This window comes from Paludibacterium sp., assembly GCF_019232825.1.
Lineage (GTDB): Bacteria > Pseudomonadota > Gammaproteobacteria > Burkholderiales > Chromobacteriaceae > Paludibacterium.
In genome coordinates this window covers 111,052-135,486 of sequence record NZ_JAFAND010000035.1, presented here as the reverse complement: position 1 = coordinate 135,486, position 24,435 = coordinate 111,052, and the positions used below count along the sequence as shown (strand labels likewise).

General features: G+C 61.5%; 26 protein-coding genes. 11 read left to right on the top strand and 15 right to left on the bottom strand.

All coding sequences use genetic code 11. The annotated features are described in order from the left end of the window. Positions 1 to 52 precede the first annotated feature (52 nt). The 3 genes from JOZ06_RS03815 to ilvA all read right to left on the bottom strand — a co-directional run bounded on the left by JOZ06_RS03815 (position 53) and on the right by ilvA (position 5,284). On the bottom strand, positions 53 to 2,857 hold the full coding sequence (locus tag JOZ06_RS03815) for a response regulator (protein ID WP_293228841.1): 2,805 nt from the start codon (positions 2,855 to 2,857) through the stop codon (positions 53 to 55). A gap of 189 nt (positions 2,858 to 3,046) precedes the next feature. After that, on the bottom strand, positions 3,047 to 3,697 hold the full coding sequence (locus JOZ06_RS03810) for an HAD-IA family hydrolase (protein WP_293228839.1): 651 nt from the start codon (positions 3,695 to 3,697) through the stop codon (positions 3,047 to 3,049). 66 nt (positions 3,698 to 3,763) lie between these two features. Beyond that, the gene (gene ilvA, locus JOZ06_RS03805) at positions 3,764 to 5,284 is read right to left on the bottom strand and encodes a threonine ammonia-lyase, biosynthetic (RefSeq protein WP_293228836.1); all 1,521 of its coding nucleotides are present in this window, start codon (positions 5,282 to 5,284) and stop codon (positions 3,764 to 3,766) included. A gap of 220 nt (positions 5,285 to 5,504) precedes the next feature. Between ilvA and JOZ06_RS03800 the strand changes: the two genes are divergently transcribed. The 5 genes from JOZ06_RS03800 to JOZ06_RS03780 all read left to right on the top strand — a co-directional run bounded on the left by JOZ06_RS03800 (position 5,505) and on the right by JOZ06_RS03780 (position 9,051). After that, entirely contained in the window at positions 5,505 to 5,774 is a 270-nt protein-coding gene (locus JOZ06_RS03800; RefSeq protein WP_293228833.1) for a DUF493 domain-containing protein, read from the top strand. Continuing rightward, positions 5,774 to 6,385 (top strand): lipoyl(octanoyl) transferase LipB, encoded by a 612-nt coding sequence (gene lipB, locus JOZ06_RS03795; RefSeq protein ID WP_293228830.1) that lies wholly within the window; start codon positions 5,774 to 5,776, stop codon positions 6,383 to 6,385. The genes JOZ06_RS03800 and lipB overlap by 1 nt, the downstream gene beginning before the upstream one ends. Positions 6,386 to 6,398: 13 nt before the next feature. Then, the gene (gene lipA / locus JOZ06_RS03790; protein ID WP_293228827.1) at positions 6,399 to 7,346 is read left to right on the top strand and encodes a lipoyl synthase; all 948 of its coding nucleotides are present in this window, start codon (positions 6,399 to 6,401) and stop codon (positions 7,344 to 7,346) included. Between the two features lie 139 nt (positions 7,347 to 7,485). After that, a complete protein-coding gene (locus JOZ06_RS03785; RefSeq protein WP_293228824.1) occupies positions 7,486 to 8,457 on the top strand; it encodes a virulence protein RhuM/Fic/DOC family protein in 972 nt (323 codons plus the stop codon). A 399-nt stretch (positions 8,458 to 8,856) separates the two neighbouring features. Continuing rightward, positions 8,857 to 9,051, top strand: a complete 195-nt coding sequence (locus JOZ06_RS03780) for a hypothetical protein (RefSeq protein ID WP_293228821.1) — start codon at positions 8,857 to 8,859, stop codon at positions 9,049 to 9,051. A 131-nt stretch (positions 9,052 to 9,182) separates the two neighbouring features. On the opposite strand, the gene JOZ06_RS03775 is transcribed toward JOZ06_RS03780, so the two are convergent. From JOZ06_RS03775 to JOZ06_RS03740, 8 genes are all read right to left on the bottom strand, one after another. Continuing rightward, positions 9,183 to 9,701, bottom strand: a complete 519-nt coding sequence (locus JOZ06_RS03775) for a thioesterase family protein (protein ID WP_293228818.1) — start codon at positions 9,699 to 9,701, stop codon at positions 9,183 to 9,185. Positions 9,702 to 9,729: 28 nt separating this feature from the next. Continuing rightward, positions 9,730 to 10,524: an enoyl-CoA hydratase/isomerase family protein gene (locus JOZ06_RS03770; RefSeq protein WP_293228815.1), complete on the bottom strand. Its 795-nt coding sequence runs from the start codon at positions 10,522 to 10,524 to the stop codon at positions 9,730 to 9,732. An 80-nt stretch (positions 10,525 to 10,604) separates the two neighbouring features. Next, entirely contained in the window at positions 10,605 to 11,516 is a 912-nt protein-coding gene (locus JOZ06_RS03765; RefSeq protein ID WP_293228812.1) for a diiron oxygenase, read from the bottom strand. Between the two features lie 44 nt (positions 11,517 to 11,560). Next, complete coding sequence (locus tag JOZ06_RS03760; protein ID WP_293228810.1) at positions 11,561 to 13,243, bottom strand: long-chain-fatty-acid--CoA ligase; 1,683 nt, start codon at positions 13,241 to 13,243, stop codon at positions 11,561 to 11,563. A 39-nt stretch (positions 13,244 to 13,282) separates the two neighbouring features. Beyond that, positions 13,283 to 13,786, bottom strand: a complete 504-nt coding sequence (locus JOZ06_RS03755) for a helix-turn-helix domain-containing protein (RefSeq protein WP_293228808.1) — start codon at positions 13,784 to 13,786, stop codon at positions 13,283 to 13,285. A gap of 123 nt (positions 13,787 to 13,909) precedes the next feature. Next, positions 13,910 to 14,674, bottom strand: a complete 765-nt coding sequence (locus JOZ06_RS03750) for a metallophosphoesterase (RefSeq protein WP_293228805.1) — start codon at positions 14,672 to 14,674, stop codon at positions 13,910 to 13,912. A gap of 118 nt (positions 14,675 to 14,792) precedes the next feature. Beyond that, entirely contained in the window at positions 14,793 to 15,023 is a 231-nt protein-coding gene (locus JOZ06_RS03745; RefSeq protein ID WP_293228802.1) for a hypothetical protein, read from the bottom strand. 269 nt (positions 15,024 to 15,292) lie between these two features. Continuing rightward, positions 15,293 to 16,453, bottom strand: coding sequence for a SpoIIE family protein phosphatase (locus tag JOZ06_RS03740; protein ID WP_293228799.1), 1,161 nt, complete (start codon positions 16,451 to 16,453; stop codon positions 15,293 to 15,295). A 234-nt stretch (positions 16,454 to 16,687) separates the two neighbouring features. Here JOZ06_RS03740 and JOZ06_RS03735 point away from each other — a divergent pair, with 234 nt between their 5' ends. Both JOZ06_RS03735 and JOZ06_RS03730 read left to right on the top strand, forming a co-directional pair. Next, positions 16,688 to 18,019, top strand: coding sequence for a tetratricopeptide repeat protein (locus JOZ06_RS03735; RefSeq protein WP_293228797.1), 1,332 nt, complete (start codon positions 16,688 to 16,690; stop codon positions 18,017 to 18,019). A gap of 61 nt (positions 18,020 to 18,080) precedes the next feature. Continuing rightward, positions 18,081 to 18,746, top strand: a complete 666-nt coding sequence (locus JOZ06_RS03730) for a cytochrome b/b6 domain-containing protein (protein WP_293228794.1) — start codon at positions 18,081 to 18,083, stop codon at positions 18,744 to 18,746. A gap of 71 nt (positions 18,747 to 18,817) precedes the next feature. Here the strand turns inward: JOZ06_RS03730 and JOZ06_RS03725 are convergent, their stop codons facing one another. Then, positions 18,818 to 19,252, bottom strand: a complete 435-nt coding sequence (locus JOZ06_RS03725) for a cytochrome c (protein WP_293228792.1) — start codon at positions 19,250 to 19,252, stop codon at positions 18,818 to 18,820. A gap of 160 nt (positions 19,253 to 19,412) precedes the next feature. Between JOZ06_RS03725 and JOZ06_RS03720 the strand changes: the two genes are divergently transcribed. Both JOZ06_RS03720 and JOZ06_RS03715 read left to right on the top strand, forming a co-directional pair. Then, positions 19,413 to 19,850, top strand: a complete 438-nt coding sequence (locus JOZ06_RS03720; protein WP_293228789.1) for a Fur family transcriptional regulator — start codon at positions 19,413 to 19,415, stop codon at positions 19,848 to 19,850. Continuing rightward, on the top strand, positions 19,847 to 20,782 hold the full coding sequence (locus JOZ06_RS03715) for a GTP-binding protein (protein ID WP_293228786.1): 936 nt from the start codon (positions 19,847 to 19,849) through the stop codon (positions 20,780 to 20,782). Before JOZ06_RS03720 ends, JOZ06_RS03715 begins: the two co-directional genes overlap by 4 nt. On the opposite strand, the gene JOZ06_RS03710 is transcribed toward JOZ06_RS03715, so the two are convergent. Continuing rightward, the gene (locus tag JOZ06_RS03710) at positions 20,779 to 21,438 is read right to left on the bottom strand and encodes a sulfite exporter TauE/SafE family protein (protein ID WP_293228783.1); all 660 of its coding nucleotides are present in this window, start codon (positions 21,436 to 21,438) and stop codon (positions 20,779 to 20,781) included. The genes JOZ06_RS03715 and JOZ06_RS03710 overlap by 4 nt on opposite strands. 161 nt (positions 21,439 to 21,599) lie before the next feature. Between JOZ06_RS03710 and JOZ06_RS03705 the strand changes: the two genes are divergently transcribed. Further along, complete coding sequence (locus JOZ06_RS03705; RefSeq protein ID WP_293228780.1) at positions 21,600 to 22,382, top strand: enoyl-CoA hydratase-related protein; 783 nt, start codon at positions 21,600 to 21,602, stop codon at positions 22,380 to 22,382. Position 22,383: 1 nt separating this feature from the next. Here the strand turns inward: JOZ06_RS03705 and JOZ06_RS03700 are convergent, their stop codons facing one another. Next, entirely contained in the window at positions 22,384 to 22,758 is a 375-nt protein-coding gene (locus tag JOZ06_RS03700; RefSeq protein ID WP_293228777.1) for a nuclear transport factor 2 family protein, read from the bottom strand. A 99-nt stretch (positions 22,759 to 22,857) separates the two neighbouring features. Between JOZ06_RS03700 and JOZ06_RS03695 the strand changes: the two genes are divergently transcribed. Further along, positions 22,858 to 23,586: an AraC family transcriptional regulator gene (locus JOZ06_RS03695; RefSeq protein WP_293228774.1), complete on the top strand. Its 729-nt coding sequence runs from the start codon at positions 22,858 to 22,860 to the stop codon at positions 23,584 to 23,586. A gap of 55 nt (positions 23,587 to 23,641) precedes the next feature. Here the strand turns inward: JOZ06_RS03695 and JOZ06_RS03690 are convergent, their stop codons facing one another. Next, a complete protein-coding gene (locus tag JOZ06_RS03690; RefSeq protein WP_293228772.1) occupies positions 23,642 to 24,433 on the bottom strand; it encodes a peptidylprolyl isomerase in 792 nt (263 codons plus the stop codon). Positions 24,434 to 24,435 lie beyond the last annotated feature (2 nt).

Below are 24,435 nucleotides of genomic sequence, written 5' to 3'. Positions count from 1 at the left end.
GCCTGTCTGCAAACTATTTGTGAACTGCGCTGGCCTGGCAAATGGCTAGATGCTAGGCGTCGAGTGCTCGTCGCGCGGTGGAGACGGCCTCTGCCAATTGTTGTTCGAATTGCGATAGCGGCGCGGCGGTTTCTCCTCCCGTCACGATCCGTTGCTCCAAATCGCGCGCCGCGGTCTGCAACGCGGCCATCCCCAGACTGCCTGCGATGCCTTTGACCGTGTGCGCGACGCGCGCGGCCGCGTTTACATCGTTTTCCGTCAAGGCTTGAGACAGCCGTAGCGCAGCATCCGCCTCGTTGTCGATGAATACCCGTAATAATTTCAAATATAGCGCTTGATTACCTCCGACGTGTTGTAAACCGCTATGTTGCTCCAGGCCGGGCGAGACTGCCGAAGGCGTGGCGGAGGGAGGGAGCCAGCGCGCCAGCGTTTGGTAGAGCTGAGCGGGGTCGATCGGCTTGGCGATGTGGTCGTTCATGCCGGCGGCGAGACAGAGTTCGCGTTCGGTGGCGAGCGCGTGGGCCGTCATGGCAATGATCGGTATGGGCCGGATGCGCGCGTCGGCGCGGATGCGCCGCGTGGTTTCAAGGCCATCCATCACCGGCATCTGTACGTCCATGAGGATGGCGTCGAAAGTTTTGGTCGTCAGCACGTCCAGCGCCGCCTGACCGTCGAAGGCTTGGGTGATGGCCGCGCCGGTGCTTTGCAGTAGTTCCACGGCGATCAGGCGGTTGATTTCGTTGTCTTCCACCAGCAGGATCCTGGCGCCGTCGAAGCGCGGTATGGTTTCGGCGTCGCTGTGCGCCACCGTGGCATGCTCGGCGCCGAAAATGCTCAGGATGACGTCCAACAGCGCGGATGGGCTGACCGGTTTTGCCAGGAAGGCGTCGATGGCGAGGTTTTCCGCCTGGCCGCGCACCTCCTCGCGGCCGAACGCGGTCACCATCACCACGCGCAGCGTCGGATCGACGGCGCGTAATTGCAAGATGGTGGCGAGTCCATCGAGCCCTGGCATCTTCCAGTCGACCAGCGCCAAATGAAAAGGCCGGTCGCTCACGGCCTCCCGTACGGCACAAATCGCCTCGATGCCCGAGGCGACGGCCTCCGTGTCGAAACCGAGCACGCTCAGTTGCTCGGCCAGAATCGCGCGCGCCGCGTCGTGGTCGTCCACCACCAGCGCCCTTCGCCCGCGGACTTCCTGCGGCAAGGTGCGGTGCGGCAGGGCATCGGCGCTCGGCAGACCAAAGCGTGCGTGGAACCGGAGGGTGGTGCCTTCTCCCTGCGTGGAGGTGACCTGGATCGTGCCGCCCATCAGCGCCACCAGCCGCTGAGCGATGGTGAGCCCCAGGCCCGTGCCGCCGTAACGTCGAGTCATCGATTCGTCTGCCTGGGTGAAGGAGTGGAATAGACGCTGGGTTTGCGCCGGCGTCATGCCAATGCCGCTATCGCGGACCTCGAAATCCAGGATCACCTGGTCGCCTTGCGGTTCGCGCCGCCGGATGGTGATGACCACTTGACCGGATTCGGTGAATTTGACCGCGTTGCTGGTCAGGTTGGTCAACACCTGAGCCAGGCGCAACGGGTCGCCCACCAGTTCCTGGGGAACGTTCGAGCCGGTGTCGAATAGAAACTCCAGCCCCTTGTCGGCCGCGGCCTTTCCCACCAGGGTGGTGACGTGGGTCAGCACGTCGTCCAGGCGAAAGGCGACAGCTTCTAAAACCAGTTTGTCGGCCTCGACCTTGGACAAATCCAAAATGTCGTTGATGACGGCCAAGAGCGATGTGCCCGCCTGATGGATCTTGGTCAGATAGTCGTGTTGCAACGGAGTGAACTCGGTGCGTTGCAGCAGGTGCGACAAACCGATGATGGCATTCATCGGCGTGCGGATCTCGTGGCTCATGTTGGCGAGAAACAGCGACTTGGCTTGGGTGGCGTCGTCGGCCAGGCGCTTGGCGCGGGCGAGTTCGGAGGCGGTTACCGTTAGATGCGCATACAGCCGGCCATTTTCCAGCAGCAACATGATCAGCACGAAGCTGGCCGACATCAATCCATAGACACGACCGGCATAGAAGCCGAGGTCGAAGCGTTTGGCATTGAAATAGGTCGAGAGCGCGATGTCACACAACCAAACGCATAGCACCACCATCAGCCATAGATCGAGCAGCGTGCCGTTACGCAGGCGCGCCAACAGCGCCAACGCCATGAGGCACATCAGCAGAATGACGCCGACCACGATGCGCAGCAGCAGCGCGTAATGCGTGCCTTGCGGCTCGATGACGATCAGCACCGGCAAGAGCGCATTCCCGCGCGTGGCCAGCGTTGCCAGGGCGGAGGCGATGGCGATGGTCGCGACGATGCTTAGCGGGATGAGGCGGTTGACCGGCCACGTCGCCTCGCGCGCGCCGTCCGCAGCCCCGCGCAGCAAGGCATAGACGATGATCAGCAGGGGAAAGCCGCTGTGCCAGAACATATACAGCCAGACGGTGGTTTGCGGGCCGGCGCCCATGAGCCCCGTCTGGCTGAACAAGCCTGGAAAGCTGGCCGTGTGGAATGCCGCCATGCAGGCGGTGAACAGGTAGCCGCACGCCAGGATCAGCAGCGCGCGGGTGCGTAGAATGCTGAATTGACCGAACAGCAGCACGGCGGTGATGACGTCGTTGACGATCAGCGCGGATTGGTAGATGGGAATGAACGCCCACACCTTGGTCACTGGTATTTTCGCGAACGGCACCAAGCCCAGGAGGATGATCAGCGATAGCGCCACCATGCCCAATGCCCATCGCCTCGCGACCGGCGTTGCCGCCACAGTCGAAATGAATGAGTGTCGCTCCTGCGCGGACACGAACGTTGCGCTCATGAATCGGCATGCCCTTTACGGAGAAAGACGCGCCTCGTTCTCGAACCGGTGCGCCGGCATCATTCCCCTTGATGCACAAGGGAATGACTTCGATGACGTTAGGGTTTTATGTAAAAATTTATAGCTTATTGTCGTTGTACTGACAAGCGTGGCGACGACGCGCCAGCGGGGTGCGCTGGCGCCATGGCATCAGAGGTGGGCAAGCAGGTCGAGCGGCGTCGCGATGTGGATGTCGGCGCCCCATTCGTCCGGGCGGTCGCTGTCGGCGATGTAGCCCCAGGCGGCCAGCGCGGTGCGCATGCCGGCATTGCGTCCGGCTTGAATGTCGCGTTCGGCGTCGCCGACATAAAGGCAGTCGCGCGGATCGAGACCGATGCGTTCGCAGGCGTAATGCATCGGCCGCGGATCGGGTTTGGCGACGCCGACCGTGTCGCCGCTGACCACGACGCGGGGCGCTACCGGGAAGGGCAGCGTGGGGATCAGCCGATCGGTGAAGCGCATTGGCTTATTGGTGATGATGCCCCACGGCAATCCGCGCTGGTCGAGCGCGCCGATCAGTTCCGGCACGCCGTCGAACAGACAGGTGCGGTCGGCGAAGCTGTGATCGTAGTGGTCGAGAAAGCGCGCGCGAAGCTCGGCAAACCCAGGATGGTCGGGGTGGATGCCGAAGCCGAGCGCGATCAGCGCCCGTGCGCCGTGCGAGGCGATGGGGCGGATCAGATGGTCGGGCTGTGCCGGCCGGCCTTCCTCTGCCAAAAGGCGATTGAGCGCCGAGCCGAGGTCAAGCGCGGTGTCGGCCAGCGTGCCGTCCAAATCGAACAAGACTGCTTGGGTCGTCATGATAGTGGGTGGTGGGCGGAAAACGCGAAGTCTACCCCTCGCGCCTTCCGCGTCACAAGCGCGCCGTCAGGCGTTTTTGCCGAGAAACAGCCGGTAAGCCGGATTATCGGTCTCCTCGACGTAGGGATAGCCCAACTGGTCGAGGAATTGTTGGAACGCCTCATGGTCCCGCGCGGGCACCTGGATGCCTACCAGCACCCGGCCATAATCGGCGCCGTGGTTGCGGTAGTGGAACAGACTGATGTTCCAGTCGGTGCGCATCGCTTCCAAAAAACGCATCAGCGCGCCGGGCCGCTCGGGAAACTCGAAATGGATTACCCGCTCGTCGCGCAGCCCCGGGGCGTGGCCACCGACCAGATGGCGGATGTGCAGCTTGGCCAGCTCGTTGTCGGTCAGGTCGATGCCTTCCAGGCCTTCGCGCGCCAGTTCGCTCAACAACTGCGTGACATCCTCGCGTTTGCTGATCTGAATGCCGACAAAGACATGCGCGGTCTTGTCGTCGGCGTAGCGGTAGTTGAACTCGGTAATGTTGCGCAGGCCGACCAGGCGGCAGAAACGTTTGAAGCTGCCGGGCTGCTCGGGAATCGCCACGGCGATGATCGCCTCGCGCCGCTCGCCAAGCTCGGAGCGTTCCGATACATGGCGCAGACGGTCGAAGTTCATATTGGCGCCGCTATTGATCGCCACCAGCGTCTGGCCGCTCGCGCTCTCGCGCTCGACGTAGGCCTTGATGCCGGCCACCGCCAGCGCGCCGGCCGGCTCGGTGATCGAGCGCGTGTCCTCGAAAATATCCTTGATGGCGGCGCAGATGGCATCGGTGTCGACCAGGATGATCTCGTCCAGGAGTTCGCGGCAGAGGCGGAAGGTTTCCTCGCCGACCAGCTTGACCGCCACGCCATCGGCGAAGAGGCCGACGTCTTTCAGTTCGACACGATGGCCCTGGCGGATCGACTGGCTCATGGCGTCGGAATCGACCGGCTCGACGCCGATCACCTTGATTTCCGGTTTGAGCCGCTTGATGTAAGCGGCGACGCCCGCTGCCAAGCCGCCGCCGCCGATGGGGACGAACACCGCGTCGATATGGCCCGGGTGTTGGCGCAGGATTTCCATGCCGACGGTCCCTTGGCCGGCGATGACGTCCGGATCGTCGAACGGCGGAATGTAGGCGGCGCCGGAGGTCTTTTCCAACTCGACGGCGTGCAGGTAGGCATCGGAGAACGAATCGCCGAACAGCACCACGTGGCCGCCGCGGCGGGTCACCGAGTCGATCTTGATTTGCGGGGTGGTGACCGGCATGACGATCGTGGCCTGACAGCCCAGCTTCTGCGCGGATAAGGCCACGCCTTGTGCGTGGTTGCCGGCCGAGGCGGTAATGACGCCGCGCGCGAGCTCTTCGGCCGTGAGTTGGGCCATTTTGTTGTAGGCGCCGCGGATCTTGAAGGAGAACACCGGCTGCAGGTCCTCGCGCTTGAGCAAAATGCGGTTGCCGCAGCGGCGCGACAGGATCGGCGCGTCCTCTAGGGGGGATTCGATCGCCATGTCGTAGACGCGCGCGGTCAAGATGCGCTCTAGATAATCTCTATTCATTTCTCTTTGTCCTGTAATTCTCATTTTGTCTCAACAGATTAACAGCATCGACCAGGGACCGAAAGCCGCATGCTGCGTCGCATCATGGCATCGGCTGTCGGGATGGCTGGCGCGCGGTGTATAATGCTTGCCGCATGACACCGGTTGCCGCCGGCTTGCGTTGCGGCCAAATGGCCGCATCTGAAGGCGATAGACCGGTCCGCAAGCGAAAGAAGACGTAATGACCCAGCCCAGCAAGGAACTCCTCGAATTCCCCTGCCGTTTCCCGTTGAAAATCATGGGTGAACGGCACGACGCGTTTGCCACCACCATCTACGAGGTGGTGCGGGTGCATGCGCCCGACTTGGCGCCGCACGATGTGGTGCAGCGCGAAAGCAGCAGCGGACGCTACCTGTCGCTGACGGTGACCGTGACGGCCACGTCGCGCGCGCAGCTCGATACCATCTATCTCGCGCTGACCAGCCATCACATGGTCAAAGTGGTGCTGTAGTGGCACGCGCGATCAAGTTTCTCGGCCTGGTGGATTACGAACCGACGCTGACGGCGATGAAGGCCTTCACCGACGCGCGCGACCCGGCCACGCCGGATGAGATCTGGGTGCTGGAGCACCCGCCGGTCTATACGCTCGGCCTCGCCGGCAAAACGGAGCATCTGTTGCGCACCGATATGCCGATTCCGGTGGTGCGCACCGATCGCGGCGGCCAGGTGACCTATCATGGCCCGGGGCAACTGATCGTCTATCCGTTGATCGATTTCAAGCGCATGCATATCGGCGTGCGCGATCTGGTGCGCCGGATCGAACAGACGGTGATCGATACGCTGGCCGAGTACGGCGTGCGCGCCAACGGCGACGTGGCGGCGCCCGGGGTGTATGTCGATGGCGCCAAGATCGCCTCGCTCGGCCTGCGCATCAAGAACGGCGCCGTGTACCACGGCCTGTCGCTGAATGTGGACATGGACCTGACCCCATTTGGCTGGATCAATCCCTGCGGTTACCCGAATCTGCGGGTCACGCAATTGAAGGACCTCGGCGTCAACGCCTCGATCGACGAGGTGGCCGAGCGGTTGCTGCCGCATTTGGCGCGACAGCTGACGGTTTGAGGAGGAGAGTGGCTTGAAGCAGGACGACATCACGGGCATCAAACAGAAAGGCGCCGACAAGACCGCGCGCATTCCGATCAAGGTGGTTCCGCTGGCGCAGAAGCTGAAAAAGCCGGAGTGGATCCGCGCCAAGCTGCCCAGCGGCGAGCGCTTCAACGAGATCAAGGCGATCCTGCGCTCGCAAAAGCTGCACACGGTCTGCGAAGAGGCGACCTGTCCGAATATCGGCGAGTGCTTCAGCAAGGGCACGGCTACCTTCATGATCATGGGCGACATTTGCACCCGCCGTTGCCCGTTCTGCGACGTCGGCCATGGCCGGCCCAATCCGCTGGACCCGCTCGAGCCGCAGCACTTGGCCGAGTCGGTGTTGGCCATGCGTCTGCGTTACGTGGTGGTGACCTCGGTCGACCGCGATGACCTGCGCGACGGCGGCGCCGAGCATTTCGCCCAGTGCATCGGCGCGATCCGCGCCCAGTCGCCGTCAACCCAGATCGAGGTGCTGGTACCCGATTTCCGCGGCCGGCTCGATCTGGCGATCGACGTGTTCGCGCAAACGCCGCCGGACGTGATGAACCACAATCTGGAAACCGTGCCGCGTCTCTATAAGCAGGCGCGTCCCGGCGCCGATTACGCCCACTCGCTGCAGCTGTTGCGCGATTACAAGGCCATGCGCCCCGACGTATTGACCAAGTCCGGCCTGATGGTCGGCCTGGGCGAGACCGACGAGGAAATCCTCGAGGTGATGCGCGACTTGCGCGCCCACAACGTCGACATGCTGACCATCGGCCAATACCTGCAGCCGTCCGACGGCCACTTGCCGGTGCTGCGCTACGTGCATCCCGACACCTTCGCGATGTTCGAGCGCGAAGCCTACGCGATGGGCTTCAAACACGCGGCGGTCGGCGCCATGGTGCGTTCCAGCTACCACGCTGACGTGCAGGCGCATGGGGCGGGGGCGTAGGCGTTTACTGATAGCCTTCCTAATCAACGCCGACGATGCCGTCGGCGTTTTTTTATGGTGCGACCACGCGAACTTGTTCCGTGCGTTAAGTGCGATTACTTTGCCATAGCCCAAGAGGGTGATTGTACGAGGAGTACGCATGAGTGGCATGGTGATCTTTCAGCCCGAGGCCGGTGATTCGGTGTCGGTTCGTCTTGACGGCGAAACGCTATGGTTGACGCAGGATCAGATGGCCGAGCTATTTGGCCGTGAGCGTTCGGTGATTACGAAGCACTTGAGAAACATATTTCGCAACAAGGAGTTAGCTGAAAGCTCAGTATGTGCAAATTTTGCACATACTGCCGCAGATGGTAAGAGTTATCGAACCTTGCACTACAACCTGGACGCCATCATCAGCGTTGGCTACCGGGTGAACTCAAAGCGTGGCACGCAGTTCCGTCAATGGGCGACAAGGGTGCTGCGCGATCATTTGACGCAAGGCTGGACGCTGGATCGTGCCAGGATGCAACGAAACGCTGCTGAGTTGGAAGCGGCGCTGGTGTTGGTGCGTAAAACCGCTCAGACGCCTGAACTGACGGCGGATACGGGGCGGGGCTTGGTCGAAATTGTGAGCCGCTACACGCAAACCTTCTTGTTGCTTCAGCGCTATGACGAAGGCCTGCTGAATGAACCCAATGGCACCCCGGGCGGCACGCTGCCAACGCCAGATGAGGCCCGCCGGGCGCTGCTCACACTAAAGGTGGATCTAATGGCACGGGGTGAAGCCGGCGATCTCTTCGGCCGCGAACGGGATGATGGACTGGCGTCCATTCTTGGTAATCTGGACCAGACCGTGTTCGGCCAGCCAGCTTATGCCACGGTAGAGAGCAAGGCTGCGCACCTCTTGTATTTCGTCATCAAAGACCATCCCTTGTCGGACGGCAATAAGCGCAGTGGGGCATTTTTGTTCGTCGATTTTTTACATCGAAATGGCGCGTTGCTGCGCGAAGGCCAATTGGTGATCAACGATATCGGCCTGGCCGCGCTTGCTTTGCTGGTGGCGGAGTCGGCACCAGCGCAGAAAGAAACCATGATCCGTCTGGTTGAGAATATGTTGGCCGGACCATTGTGAGTCCCTGCCTGTTGTTTTTCATCGCGACGTCCATGGCTTCGTTTGTGTAGGAATCCATCTCTGCCGTCTGCCGCAAAATCTGCCCGATTCCTAAGCGACATGAAGGCTTTTCCGATAACGCGGCCGGGCCGTTGACGCTAGGATGCCAGGACCCTATTGTCCGCTCGTCGTGCATCCGCATGATGGGTTAGCAGCCCAACTACACATATCTCATCGTGGCACTGTCAGTAGATGGTGCGTGCTCGTTTGGCAATGCTTCTTTATGGCGGGCCAGGCGGGGGACACCTTCGGGTGTGCCGGTTTGGTATGTGTCCGGTCTGCTAACCACGCCTTGGCTCGCCCCCTTCTAGCAGAAAGGGAGGCTGGTTTGACGAAACACATACTCAAGGAAGCCTTGCCATGATGAACAGCACAACACCTATTTCTTCTTCCCTTGCATTGCAAAGTGATCTGCGCGACATCCAACGCAATCTGAACGTGTTGATCCGGCAGTTGGATCGCCCTGGCGAACGCTACAGCAGCGCCACCACCGCCATGCTGATGGCGGCGATGGGGCAGAAGCTGACGCTGCTGAGCCACGCGCTCAACGACTAGCCCGCGCGATTGATTCGGTTCGCAGGCGGCCACGGCCGCCTTTTTTTAATGGGCTAGTGGGGCCATCGTCGCGGGAAATGCAAAACCCCGCAGAGCGTGTTGCTGTGTGGGGTGAGGGTGCGAGCAGCCCCTTAGGCGCGCATCAAGGCATCAGCATCGATCCATGCCTGCAGAGCCATCGAGGGAGTGGGTGAGAGGCGATGCTCTTCGATCGCGGCAAACGTCTTGGCACAGGGGATTAAGCCATCACGGGAGAGAATGCCTCCTTTGGCATAGCCCACTGCCATCACTTCGCCGCGATGGACAAATTCGAAGCGCATATAACTCCAGTTCCCTGCCCAGGAAACCACCGAAAAGCGCAGCTGGTAACTGCGCCAGGGTTTGAGGCCACGACGAAAAGCGATCATTGCACCGCCCAGCACCGGCCGCCAGCCCCGCTTAAGCGCTTGCCGCAAAAAACCGCATCGCGTCATGTATTCGATCAGGCCCAAATCGACAATGGTCATGTAACGGCCATTATTCATGTGTCCGTTGAAATCCAGGTCATTGGGCAATACCGTCAATGCCAGTTCGATCACATCCCCGATTTGAATACGAGATTTGAAGCAGGCGCGGATCCAGGTATACAGCAGTCGCAAGTACAAATTCATGGCAGCCTCCGGCGAGAACCCGTTCCCATCATGGTCCGTTGACAGCGCGTCCGGTCCGGGTCGCCTTACGTACGATCTCATCGGCGACCCGGCGTAACGCCGTCTGTGTTTGGGCGTCGAGAAACGCCTGGACAAAATCCTCTACCGGCAGCGCGTCAACCTCGGTAAAAACATTCGACAGATCCTGACGGCTAATGGCGCGAGTGGAGCGCATGCTGTGCGCCGGAAGCGCCAGCAAGGCTTCCAGCCGTTGCACGGCCAAGTCCAGCAATGCCTCCGGCTCAGCCAACTCATCCACCAGCCCGATGTTCAAGGCTTGCTGCGGCGTGAGAATCCGACCGAAGACCAGCATCTGCTCGGCCTGACGCACGCCCACCGCCCGGCGCAGCGGCAACTGGAAACAATCCGGTAATGCCACGCCGGCACGGACTTCATTCAGGCCGATACCCCAGTTGCCTTGTGCCATGAGGCGATAATCGGCAAAGAGCGCCAGCAGAGTGCCCGACGCAAGGCAGTGGCCGGTAATGGCGGCAATGGTCGGTATGGGGCTGCGCGCCATCGCGCAGGCAAGATCGAACACGGCGTGCCAATAGTCATGCACGGCGGCCACATCGCTTTGCAGTAGCGGAATGAGATCGATGCCGGAAGAAAAAAAACCGGGCACGCCAGACAATATCAAGCCTTGCCAACCCTCGGCCTCGGCCTGCTCGTAGGCATGCCGCAGCGCGCGCAGGGTTTCCAGATCCATGAAATGCGCCGGTGGCTTGGCAATACGTAGTTCGGCGATGTGATACGAACTCTGAAGCGGAAGAATGTCGAGCATAGGAAGCCCCCTTGCAGCAGCAAGATAGTGAAAGCAGTCAGGAAACCGCCGCGGAGGCTTCCACGGCGGAAGAAGCGCGTTCAGTCAATGATGCCGTAGCGCTTGCACCATTCGTTCACGTCCCGAAAACGGATTTCATTCAGTTTTCGATTGCTTTCCGATTGGCGAATTTCTGCAATCTTCTGCGTTTCGTGCGGCTGTATCGGGAACTCAAACGAGGTAAAGCGGGCAATCTCGGGCATATAGGTGTATTCGTCGACCAGGAACTGATAGCCCTTGCGGAAAAATGCCTGTACTTGCTTGAATTCATCGCCCGGCGCCTGAGCAAAATAGTTTTCCACCACGCTCTTGGCAAAGGCGATGTGCCGCACCTCCTCCATGTGATGTTCCTTGAACATGCTGCGCGTCAGCGGGTCGATACCCTCGTGTTGCGTTTGATAGATCGAGTTCAGTTCGGCGAACCACTCGATCAGCAGATTCCACAAAATACCGTAGACAGGGTGCAGCACCGGCAACTGCGATTCAAACTGAGAAAACTGCGGAATGCTTTCCGGATGGCTCCACAACGGTAGGTTCGCGACTTCCAGATAGCGGCGGAACATCAGCGTGTGCACGATTTCCTCGCGCGAGAAAATCATCAGGTACTCGCGAATATCCGGTGTCAGCACGTCGTGATACTGATTAACGTACCCGACGTACAGCACCGGCAGCGCCTGCTCCAGCCAGATGAAGTACGAAACGTCGCGTGAGGTTTCCAGCCACAGTACTTCGTTCTTTTGCTCAGGTGTCAGCTGATCCCAGTACGGCGTACCATACATCCATGCTGCTTGTTCGAGTTTGGGCAGATTGGCGCGGTCCACCCCGCATTGCCAATCCACAACGGAATCCAGCATCAGTAACTTGCGGTGCGAAGCCCCGATCAAGGTGCGCACCATCTTGCGGCTTGGATCGTCCATGACGATCGGATTGCTTTCTTGTAGCGTCGCTTCCATCTCGTTTTTCCTCGTGTGTGTGAAGCAATCAGTGGGAGACTCCCTCAGGACGGCTGCTGCTCTTCGCGCAACGCGCGGCGGAGAATCTTGCCGACGTTGGTTTTTGGCAGCTCGTTGCGGAATACGATATAGCGGGGTTTTTTATAACCGGTCAGTTGTTCCTTGCAGAATTGCAGCAGCTGCTCCGCGTTCAGCGCGGGATCGCGCGGCACCACGAACAATTTGACCGCTTCGCCGCTCTGCGCGTCGGGCACGCCGATACAGGCGCACTCCAGCACGCCGGGGTGCGTGGAGATCACGGCTTCGATCTCGTTCGGATACACGTTGAAACCGGACACCAGGATCATGTCTTTTTTGCGGTCGACGATGCGCACGAAGCCGGCGGCGTCCATCACGCCCACGTCTCCCGTACGGAAAAAGCCGTCGGCGGTCATCACCTGGGCAGTGTCCCGCGGGCGGTTCCAGTAGCCGCGCATCACTTGCGGCCCGCGAATGGCGATTTCTCCCGCCGAGCCGGGCGGCAGATGATTGCCGCCGTCGTCCAGAATCGCAATGTCGGTGGAGGGGATCGGCAAGCCGATGGCGCCGGTAAAGCCCTTGATGTCTGGTGGATTGAGCGTCGCGCAAGGCGAGGTTTCCGTCAGTCCGTAGCCTTCCAGAATCGGCGTTCCCGTGACCTTTTGCCAACGTTCGCTGGTGGTGGCGAGTACGGCCATGCCGCCGCCGAGCGAGATCTTCAATTGAGAAAAATCGACCCGCGCAATCCCGGGTTGATTCAGCAAGCCATTGAACAGCGTGTTGACGCCAGGGAAGAAATGCACCCGGTGCCGCGCCAGGGTTTTAACCAGCCCCGGCATATCGCGCGGATTGGGAATCAGAATGGCGTGCGCCCCCCAATGCGTCCCCATCATCATGCAGGCGGTCAACGATAGGATGTGATACAGCGGCAGGGCCGACAAAATCACCAACTGCCCCTCGACCCGGCGCAGCACGACGCCAGCCCAGGCATCGTTTTGCAGCATATTGGCAATGATATTGCGATGTGTCAGCACCGCTCCCTTGGCTACCCCGGTGGTGCCGCCGGTATATTGCAGGAAAGCGATGTCCTCGTGTCCCAAGTCCACCGGCTGCAACGGTAGCGAGTGCCCCTTCGCCAGCGCGGTTTTTAGCCAGACCGCCTGCGGCAACCGATAGGGCGGCACCATTTTTTTTACTTTGCGCACCACCAGGTTGGTCAGCGGGCCTTGCAACGGTCCAAGCAAATCCCCCAGGCGGGTCAACAGCACATGACGTACGCTGGTCTTGGCCAGCACCTCCGCCAGCGTCGAGGCAAAGTTCTCCAGCACAATGATGGCTTCGGCGCCGGAATCATTTAGCTGATGCAACAATTCGCGCGGCGTATACAGTGGGTTAACGTTGACCACCGTCATGCCGGCACGCAAGATCGCCGCCACGGCCAGCGGATACTGCAGGATGTTTGGCATCATCACGGCCACGCGGCTACCGCGCATCAGGCCGGCGGATTGCAGCCAGGCAGCCAGGGCGCGCGACTGCTGGTCCAGCTCGCCGTAGCGCATGCTGTGCCCCATGCAGCTGTACGCCTTGCGTTGTGCGTGCTGCTGAAACGACTGCGCCATCAGCTGCGTCAGTGACGCATAGGCCGCGGGGTCGATCTCCGCGGGCACGCCCGGCGGGTAGGATTTAAGCCAAATCCGGTCATTCGCCATCGCTATCCTTTCATGGTTGGTTTGTGGAAATGCGGTTGCTCACTGATTTGCCTGGGCGGTCAATCGGGCCTCGACCAACATCTGGGTACGCTGATCCGCGCCGGGTCCCGCTTGTAATTCCAGGGCATCCAACGACAACGGGCGCCCGTCGACGGAGATCGCCGCCACGCCGGCGACGGCAAGCCCCGTCGCGCGCTCGGTCAACACCAGGCGCGGCCCGTCCTCCCCCGGTTGCCAACGCTCGCCCCAGGCGGTCATGGCAATCAAAATCGGATAGAGCGCCTCTCCCTTTTCTGTCAGCCGATAGCAGACCTTGCGCCGGTCGTCCTGCGCCTCGCTGCGTTGCAGAATGCCGTTCTGGGTCAGATGCGCCAGTCTGGCCGACAGGATGTTGCTGCTGATGCCCAGGTGCTGCTGGAACTCGTCAAAGTGGCGCATGCCGCAAAAGGCATTGCGCACGATCAGTAACGACCACCATTCCCCGACGACTTGCAGGGTTTGTGCGATCGGGCAGTTCATTTCCTCGAATGAACCTTTTGTCATGACTGCCGTCCTCTTCTGTTTTATGCATTTGTAATTGTGAGAATAAATAATTAGCTTTTGTTATGCAAGCTAATTTGGGTGCGCTGTGCCGGCGCTGCGCGATGCTGCTGTTTTTTCGCTGGGTCAGAGTTCGATCAGGCACGCCGGGTTGAACTGCGGGTTGGGCTGGATCGGCATGTAGCCGCGTGGGTTGCAGATCACGCGGGTGCCGTGGAGGATGTAATCGCACGAGCTGTGGATATGGCCGTGTATCCACAAGGCGACCGGCGCGCCGACGAGGTTTTCCAGGTTGCTGGCGTAGGCGGGCGACACCACCTCGCCTTGGCGCGATGGCGGCAGGGACCGGCCGCTGGGGGCGTGGTGGGTGATGACTACGGTCGGGCCGTCGAATGGCTGCTTCAATTGCTGCGCGAGCCAGGCGCGCGACAGGCGGTGCCGCGACAGTGTGTCTTCCGGTCTGAGCGAATGTTCGTCGTCTCCCTGGCCGATCAGGCGGTAGTCGTTCATGCCGCGGCCGGCGGCTTGGGCTGCCGGAACCGGGTCGCCATAAAGCGCGAAGTCGGTCCACAGCGAGCAGCCGAGAAAACGTACGCCATCGAGGGTGATGACATCGTTCTCCAACACGTGCACCGTGCTGCCCTGTGCGGTTCGGCGCATCTCGGCCAGTGTCCGGGTGAAGTGGCCGTTATAGAACTCGTGGTTGCCGGCCACCATCAGCACCGGTTTGCCGTCCGCCTGCGCGCTGAGTGCCTGTGCCCAGCGCACGCCACGGCAATGGAGGTCGACGTCGCCGGCCAGCACGATGACGTCGGCGGCGGCGCAGGCGTCGTCTATGGCGGTAAAGGGGGTGAATTCGTTGTGCAGGTCCGAGTAGATCAGCAGCTTCATCGCGCGTGTCCTCGGCCGCGGGATGACCGCGGCGCACTTTCAGCGTAGTGCAAAATGGCGCAAGACAGGCGGCCCCTCGTGCCAGGCATCGAGGGGCGCGGGTTAGGCGGGAAGTGGCCTAGCGCTCTTCCCGGCTGTACTCGCACTCCAGAAAGTCTTTCAGGGATAGATGGTAGCGGACCGGATCTTCCGCGACATTGCGGATTGCTTTCATGGTGCGATCGAATTTCTCGGCGTGCTCGGTATCGGAACACGGACGGAAGGGACCGAGGATCGGCGGGGCGCTATGCGCTTGCACTGCATGAGCGTACAGCAGGGCAATCAGCCCCAACAAAAACGGACGGGTCATGGTGATCTCCTTAAGTAGTCATAACAGGCGACAAGGCTGTCGCAGGTTCTACTTAGGCAATCGCCTGTGCTTGAGTTTGAACGAATTTTTGGCGCGAACGGGTAGAAAAGTGATGTGCGGGGGCAGGAAGCGTGCTCGGCTAGACGTGTGAGGGAATGATCAGTTTGCGGTGACACTTGGCGTGGCAATGTCGGCGGCGGCCGGCGATGCCTACTTGGCTCGCGCCATCGGCCGTTTCAAGCGCTGATCCTTGTTGCGCAATGGGAGGGTCAGCCCGCCGCGGGCCTGTGCAGCTGGATGATCAGCAGGGAGACGTCATCTTTGGCATCGTCGCCATTCAAGTGCTGCTTCACCGCGTTCAAAATGCTGCTGCCGACGGCATCGGGCCAACTGGACTTGATGGCGCTCAGTACGCCGGCCAGGCCGAACTGTTCGCCTTGAGGCGTGCTGGCTTCGGTGATGCCATCGGAGGTCAGCACCAGCAGATCGCCCTCCTGCCAGTTCGCAACCTCCAAGGTACTGTCGAATTCGTCTTCGTCCAGAATGCCCAGCGGCGGGCAGCGTGGATCGAAGGCGTGCCGCAACTGCCCGCCAGGCCCGATCAATAGCGCACAGGGAATGCCGCCGTTCCAGACCGAAAGCGTGTGGCGGTCGTAATCGATCGAACACAGGGCGGCCGCGACGAAGCGGCCGGTGGGCAGCAGACTGTGCAGTTTCTTGTTGATGCCGCTGGCGAGCAGGCTGGTGGAAAGGTATTGCTTGACCAGTTCGTAAAAACCGTCGATGACCGGCAGGGCGCTGATGGCGGCCGTTAAGCCGTGGCCGGTACAGTCGGCAAGAAGAAAATGTTCGGTGTTGAGCGCTGCGTCGCTGCGGCAGATGATGTCGCCGTTGAAAATGCCGGCAGGGTGGAGCCGGTGCCAAATGTGCGCCTGGCCGACGAAAGAGCGGTAGGTGAGACGCTGAATCAGCTCCAGTGCCAGCGTCTGTTCGAATTCATTTTCTTCGTAGTAGCGGGCCAGACGCACCGCGTCTTGGGCGATTTGCCGCTGTAGGCTGGCGATGCGCAGAAATACCCGGATTTTCGCCAAGAGAAATTCGGGCTTGACCGGCTTGGTCAGGTAATCGTCGCCGCCGCTGGCCAATCCCGCCAGCACTTGATCCTCTTCGTCGTATGCCGACAGAAACAGGATCGGTACCCAGTCGTCGCCGAACAGTTGGCGCAGTGCGACGGTGGTCTGCATGCCATCCATCTCCGGCATGGCCATGTCCATCACGATCAAGTCAGGACGATGTTGGCGGCAGAAATCGACCGCCTGCTGCCCGCTATTGACGCCATGGCAAGTCAGGCCGGCCTGTTCGAGGTAATGCACCTGAAGGTCAAGGGTAAATTCGTTGTCGTCAACCAGCAAAATGAGCGAAGCGGGCATGGGGTCCTCAAGCCGGCGAATTTTTGTCAGGTGTGCAACGGCATTATGTAGAGTGCGTAGATTTCGTGGTGTTTCTATATCAGTTGTCATTATTGCCGACTGGGAAAAGAATGCAAGCAATTTGCGCTGATGCGGGCGGGTAAGCAAAATTAAAGCTAGGCGCGTAAAAAAACGTAAAATAATGTATAGAAAGGTGCGGCGGAATGGTCCGTCGCTTTTTTTTGGGAGGCGCCCATGAGCGCGAAACCACCGCAATTTGTCCCGCCAGCGGCGCAAGCCCTATTGGCCACCGCCTGGCAGGCGCAATGCGATGGGCGGCTCGAGGCCGCCGGCGAGGGGTACCGGCAACTGCTGGCGCAATGGCCCGGCTGGGCCGAGGCGCATCATCGATTCGGTCTGTGGCAGTACCAGTGTGGCCAAGCCGAGGCCGCGTTGGCATCGATGCGGCATGCGGTGGCCTTGGCGCCTGAGCGCGCCGAGTGGCATAACGATCTGGGTAACCTGCTGGCCGCGCTGGGACGGGACGGCGAGGCCGCCGCCGCTTTTATCGCTTCGCTGGAGCGCGATGTGCACCAAGCGCAAGTGTGGAGCAATCTGGGCGCGGTGTTGTTGCGCGGCGAGCGCGCCGAGGATGCGCTGACGGCCTTCGAAAAGGCCGTCGCGTTGGATGGCGCGCGCGCGGACGCCTGGCGCAACTTGGCGGCGGCGCACACGGCGCTGGGGCATGTGCTGGAGGCGGCGCGCTGCGAATGTCAGGCTTATGTGTTGCCGCCGTATGATGACAAGCCGTATCAAATGTTGGCCACGTCGTTTTACGTGCTGGGCCGCATCGACGAGGCCGCGGAGGTCTACCGGCAATGGCTGCGCATCGAGCCGGCGCACCCGATCGCCGTGCATATGTTGGCGGCGTGCACGGTTGAGAATGTGCCGCCACGCGCCTCAGACGCCTATTTGGAGCAGTATTTCGATCAGGCGTCCGCGCTTTTCGACAGCAAAATGTGCGATACGCTGGCATATCGGATTCCGGCATTGATGGGCGAGGCGCTGGCAAAATTGGCGTTACCCGCCGGAGGCTTGTCGGTGCTCGACGCCGGTTGCGGCACGGGCCTGTGCGGGCCTTATCTGCAGCCGTGGGCGCGCACGCTGACGGGTGTCGATCTGTCGCCCAAGAGCTTGGCGTTGGCGGCGGACAAGCAGTGTTATCACCATCTTGCCCAAGAGGAAATCGTCGCGCATTTACAGTGCCATGTCGCGGCATACGACCTGATCGCCAGTGCCGACACCTTCATTTACTTTGGCGCGCTTGCCCCCTTCCTGCGCGCGGCGGCGGGTGCGCTGACGCCCGGCGGCTGGCTGGTAGCCTCGGTGGAGGAACGTTTCGCGGATGGTCCGTTCGGGATCACGCCGAGCGGGCGCTATAACCACCGTCAGGATTATTTGCGCGCCGAACTGGCGGCATCCGGCTTCACGCTGATGGCCTTGCATCAGGTGCCGGTGCGGGTTGAGCTTGGCCAGCCGGTGCCTGGCCTGCTGCTGCTGGCGCGCAAGGCATTGCCAACGGCATAAGCGCTGGTTAAGCTTTCCCCTCTATGCTGTCCACTACGTTGGAATAAAGGAGTTTGGACTGATGAAGCAAGTCGTGGCGGTGTGGGATCTGCCCACCCGGCTATTCCACTGGGGGTTGGTCGGACTGTTTGCCGGTATGTGGTATACCGGCTCCCAGGGGGGCGATTGGCTGCGCTACCACATTTGGTGCGGGGAGGGGGTGGCGGTATTGCTCCTGTTCCGGATGATCTGGGGGTTTTTCGGCAGCCAGACCGCGCGTTTCAGTGATTTTCTTCCGCGCCCCGGCGTCATTCGCCGCTATTTGCGCGGACAACTGTCCGAGCATCAACTGCCCGGCCATAATCCGCTGGGCGGCTTGATGGTGTTGGCCTTGATCCTGGTGCTGGTTTGCCAGGTCGCCACGGGTTTGTTCGCCTCCGATGTCGACAGTTATCTCTATAACGGGCCACTGGCGCATCTGATCGACGCGGCGCGCTCGGAAAGCGTGACTGACGTGCACAAGACGCTCTTTAATCTGATCCTGCTGATGGTCGGCGTGCATGTGGCCGCAGTGCTCTATCATCGCGTGTTCAAACGGCATCATCTGATCGGCGCCATGCTCTCTGGGCGCAAGGCGTTTGATGGCGAGGTGGCGCCGCTGTATTTCGCGCCGCTGCGTTTGGCGCTGATTAGCCTGCTGGTGTCGGCCGGCGTGGTGCTGGCCTTGGTGGTGGGTGCCGGCGGCTGAGTCTCTCCGGCGCCGCCTGTTAAAAAGCCCGCGGTTTCGCGGGCTTTTGCATGTCTCGGTGGGCGGCTGGCTTAAACCTTCGGGCCGCGGAAGCTGTCGTGGCAGTTTTTGCAGCTCTGCGCCACGACGTCATATTGTCTGCGAATGGTGGCCAAGTCGGCGTTGTGCGCGGCGGCGTCCAGATCGGTGACCGACTTCAGCAGCGCGTCCTTGGCTGCCTGAAATTTGGCCGGTTGACTCCAGATTTCCGGTTTGGCGCGGCTCTTGGCGTCGATGCTGTTGGGGGCGAACAGCGTGAAGGGCTGGCCCGCGATCTGCTTGAGCGCGTCCGCGTGCATGATGAAATCGGCCTTGTTGTACGGTGCTCGGCCGCGGACGACAATGCCCATCGGTTCAAATTGCAGCAGAATTTTCTTGAATGCCTGCTGGCGTTCCGCGCCGCCCGGGCCGGCGAGCGTCGGCACGGCCAGCGTCGTCAGCAGCATTGTCAGGAGCAGTTTTTTCATGGTGTCACGATGTTGGTTGATGGTGGGCGCCGCCGATGGGCGCATTGTGAGTGCGGGTATTTTATCACAATGGAATGAGGTTGCCGGACCGCGCTGTTAAAACTTGTAAAGGCAAAATGTTATAATATAACATCGTGCTTTTTTATCCGGATTTCGCCAGATGGATGTGCAAAGCTTTGTGACCGAGGCCGAACGCCATTGCCAGGCGCGCGGCTGCAAAATGACGACATTGCGCCGCCAGGTGCTGGAACTGGTGCTGCGCCACGATGGCGTGGTCAAGGCCTATCAGGTGCTGGCGGATCTGCAGCAGGAGCGGGGCGGCAGCGCCGCGCCGCCGACGGTATACCGCGCGCTCGATTTTCTGGTGGAACAGGGGCTCTTGCACCGGGTCGAGGCGCTGAATGGTTACATCGTGTGCGACCACGTGGGCGCGACGCACGAGTCGCTGTTTCTGGTCTGCCGCGGCTGCGGCGCGGTTTGCGAGCTGGATGCAGGCTCGAGTCTGTCGAGTCTATCCGCCGCGACCGCGGCGGTGGGGTTTGTCCTGCAAGCGCAAAATCTGGTGCTGACTGGGACTTGTCAGAGGTGCTTGGTATGAACCCCGTTACGGTGAATTTGTTTACCGGATTTCTCGGCGTCGGCAAGACCACCGCGCTGCGCCACCTGATCGCGCACAAGCCGGCCGATGAAAAGTGGGCGTTGATCGTCAACGAATTCGGTGAAGTGGGCATCGACGGCGCGGTGTTGTCCGGCGGCGACGTGCCGGTGGCGGAGATCGCCGGCGGTTGCCTGTGCTGTGTTGCCGGGCCGCAGATGACCGTGACCGTGGCCACGTTGCTGCGCCGCGCCAAGCCCGATCGGCTGCTGATCGAGGCGAGCGGGCTCGCGCACGCGGCCGGTGTGATCGACGAGCTGCGGCAACCGCCGCTGGCCGAGGCGTTGACGGTGGGCGCCGTTCTGACGCTGGTCGATCCGCGCCAATTCGTCGACGGCAATTATCAGCGCCAGCCGATGTACCGCGATCAGATCACCCTGGCGGACGTGTTGGTGGCCAATAAGATCGATTTGGCCGATGTGCCGACCATGGAAGCGTTTCGGCGTCAGGCGGCGGCGCTATTTCCTCCCAAGACCCTGGTGGCCGAGGTGCGCGAGGGCGCCGTTGAGCCCGGTTGGCTCAAGCTCGACAATACGGCGCGTCGGCAGGCCTACCGGCCGCCGCTCGCACGCGACATGCCGTCCGACTGGCAATCGCAGGGATGGACGTTCGATGCGGATAGCGCCTTCGATGCCGAGCGTCTGACCGATTTTTTCGATACGTTGCCGACGCGCGTGCCGGGACTGCAGCGCGCCAAGGGCGTGTTCCGCGTCATGGACGACTGGGTTTGGCTCAATTGGACCGATGGGCAGTGGGGCGCGACGCAGGTCGCTTGGCGGCGCGATAACCGCTTCGAACTGATCGCGCCGCATATCGATGCGCACGCGGTGGAGGCTGCTTTGCGCGCCTGCCAGTGTGAGGGCTTGTCGGCCTAAAACAAGAGGCGCGCCAATTGCGCCGCGCCCAGTGCCGCGACCGCGAGCCCGGCGACGGTGCGGACGGCTTTTTGTTGCAGTTTTGTCTTCAGCGCTTCGGCGAATAACCCCATGGCGAGCAGATTGGGCAAGGTGCCCAGACCGAAGCACAGCATGACCAGCGCGCCATCGAGCGCGTGGCCGCTGGCCAGTGCCGACAAACCGGCGCTATAGACGAGCCCGCAGGGCACCCAGCCCCATAGCGCGCCGGCCATCACGGCCTGTCCTGGGTGGCGGATCGGCAGCAAACGCCGGGCCAACGGCTGCAGCCGGCGCCAAACCGGCTGTCCAAGGCGCTCGATCCGGGTGACGAAGGCGGAGAGGCCCGCCAGATAGAGTCCGATGGCGATAATCATCAGATCGGCGAGCAGATAAAGGCCGAGCTGCAACGGGTGGGCGCGCAGCAGCGCGGCGCCGGCCAATCCACCTAGAAGCGTGCCGATGAGCGTGTAGCTCGCCAGCCGTCCCGCGTTGAAGCCCAGCAGCATCACGAAGCGGCTTTTGTCGCGCGGCAGCGGCAGCGTCAGCGCGGCGACGATGCCGCCGCACATGCCGATACAGTGGCCGCCGCCGAGCAGGCCGGCCAAAAAAATCACCATCAAGCTGGTTTCGATCATCGCAGCATTCTAGCAGCACTCCCCATGGCATGGCGGTCGATATTATTTCCCATTGTCATAAAACTGATTGAAATAAATTCTTGTTGCATTTGCGTGGTTGACGGCTAGAAACAAATCAGGTGAACCTTCCGCCGCTTGCCGGCGCTTAAGGCAGGCAGACTATGACGCCACTGCTGACGCTCGAGTACCTGGGCCACACGGCCATCGTTACGATGAACCATCCGCCAGCCAATCTGATGACGGTCGACAGTCTGCAAGCACTTTCAGCGCAACTGACGGCATTGCAAGCGGATGCATCGATTCGCGCGTTGGTGCTGACCGGCGCGGGGGATACCTTTTTTTCCGCCGGCTTGTCGTTGACGTTGCTGGCAACCGGCGACCCGGTTCAGGCCGAGGCGCTGCTCGACGCCTTGATCGACGTCTGCCAGGGATTGCGCGCCTTCCACGGTGTGACCGTGGCGGCGGTCAATGGCTTTGCGCTGGGCGCCGGTCTCGAGTGTGCCTTGTCGTGCCATTTCATCGTCGCCGAACGCGGTGCCATGCTGGGTATGCCGCAGGCGCGGGTCGGGCTGATTTCCGGCGCGGGCGGTATCAAGCGCTTGACCGACAAGGTGGGGCAGGCATGGGCTCGGCGTCTGGTGCTGGCCGGAGAGAGCGTGGATGCGGAACGCGCCTGCCAAATCGGGCTCGTTGAGGAAGTGGTCGATGCCGGCTTCGCCAAGATCGTCGCGATCAGTCTGGCGGAGAAGGTCGCGCGGCAAGGGCCACAGGCGGTGGCGTTGGCGCAAGGACTGATCGATGCCGCGCCGCAGCAGTCGCGCGACGAGCACCTGCAGCAGGCGCGGTTGGCCTATCTGCAGGCGGTCGGCGGCGAGGAGCTGCGCCTTGGCGTGAAGGCCTTCCTCGACAAGCGGTCTCCGCCGTGGGACGACGACGAGGTGTGAGTCAGCGTGAACCCAGGTCGCGTTCCTGGGGCTCTCCCTCCAGCATGTATGTCAACTCCTCGCAGCGCACGATGCGTCCTGCCGCGACGGTGAAAATGGCGATGACTTTATATTCGGCGCGTGTGCCGTCGTGTTTGACGATCGTAGTGTAGTGGACGCTGACCACTTTATCCGCTTCCACGATCAACTGGTCGAAGCGAATGGAGAATGTGGCCACATGTTGCCGCAGTGTGTCCAGATGACGAGTGAAAGCCGCATAGTCGAGCAGCCGGCCGTCGACTTGTTGGCGGTAGTCGGGCGAGAAGTAATCCGCCGGATCGGCCTGGCGGCACAGAACGGCCTGTAATGCGTCGACGACAATTTGACGTAGGTCCATGAGAATGTCCTCGGTAACAGGGATGGAAACGCCATTGTCTGCCTACCGCGATTGCAATAATTTCTGTATTTTCTCAATAAATATCTTTATCGGATCAATATGTCCGTGCTCACCGTGACCCCTTTGCGGCATGCGCGCGCCCAGCGCACCGGCCAGCATAGCCATGACGCCGGGCAATTGTTCGTGGTGCGCACAGGAACGGTGCAGGTGCAGACTGGCGGGACGCGTTGGCTGGTGCCCGCGGGCTGTCTGGGCTGGGTGCCGCCGCGCTGTGCGCATGAGGCGGACTATCCGGCCGCGGTCGAGGGAGAGATGGTCTATGTCGACGCGGGTGGTTTCTGCCGTCGCGCGCCGGCGACGCTCAAGGTGGTGCGGATGACCGCGCTGACGCAGGAGGCGTTGGCACGGATATCGGACCCGGCAATGCCGTGGCGGCGGCGGGCGCTATACGCGCTCGTACTGGCCGATGCGCTCGCGCATGCCCCCTCGGTGGCGGCGGGAGTGCCTTTGCCCGTGGATCGCCGTTTGCGGCGCGTGGCCGAGGCATTGCTGGCGATGCCGGACGATGCGGCGGATTTGGCGGTTTGGGCGGCGCGGGCGGAGATGTCGCGCAGTACGTTCATCCGTCATTTTCGCGCGGAAACCGGCTTAGGCTTCGGCGAGTGGCGGCAACAGCTGCGTGTTTGGCGCGCGCTGGCGATGTTGATGGAAGGCCGGCCGGTGACGGAGGTGGCGCTGACTGTGGGGTATCGCAGTGCCAGCGCCTTCATTCAGGCGTTTCGTCGTTTGCACGGGGTGACGCCGTCGGCATTTGCCGATCGGGAATAAACGTCGAGCCGCGTCTTGTCGCCAAGACGCGGCTCGCGCGCACCCGGGTGGGTAATTATTGCTGAATCTTGGCCTTGGCCTTCAGATCGGCAATGTATTTCTCGATGTGCTGCGATTGCAGCTGTTGCTCCAGTTGCGGGCGCAGTGCGTCCATTTCCGGGAAGGCCTCGGTGCGCACGTCATCGAGCTTGATGATGTGCCAGCCGTATTGGGTCTGAACCGGCTTGCTGGTGATTTGCCCCTTCGCGAGCTTGGTCAGTGCGTCGCCAAACGGGCCGACAAAGGTCTCGGCATCGTTCCAGCCCAGGTCGCCGCCGGTCGCCTTGCTGCCCGGGTCGAGCGATTTTTCCTTTGCCAGCTGGGCAAACGGCTTGCCCTTCTTGAGCGCGGACAGAATGGCGTTGGCTTCGGCCTCGGTCTTCACCAGAATGTGCTGAGCATGGTAGCTCTTCTTCGGCGGCGTGGCGGCTTTGAGCCGGTCGTACTCGGCCTTGACGTCGCTGTCGCTGACCGGGTGGGCGGCCACGTATTGCTGGATCAGGTGATTGGCCAGCGTCATCGCTTCAGCGTTATCGATTTCGGCGCGCACGTCGGCCTGCTTGTCGATGCCTTCGCGCTTCGCTTCTTGGCTCAACACCTCGGCCGTGATCAATTGCTGCTTAACCATGTCCGGCATGCGCGGGTCGGCCTGCTGGCCTTGCGACTGCGCTTGCGCGTTCATCATCTTGGTGACGGCGTCGATGCGGGTCTGGGAAATCGGCGTGCCGTTGACTTGAATGTCGGCGGCCAACGTCGCGGCGGCGGCGAGCGCGCAGGCAAGTGCGCCTGCGATGAGTGTTTTTTTCATGG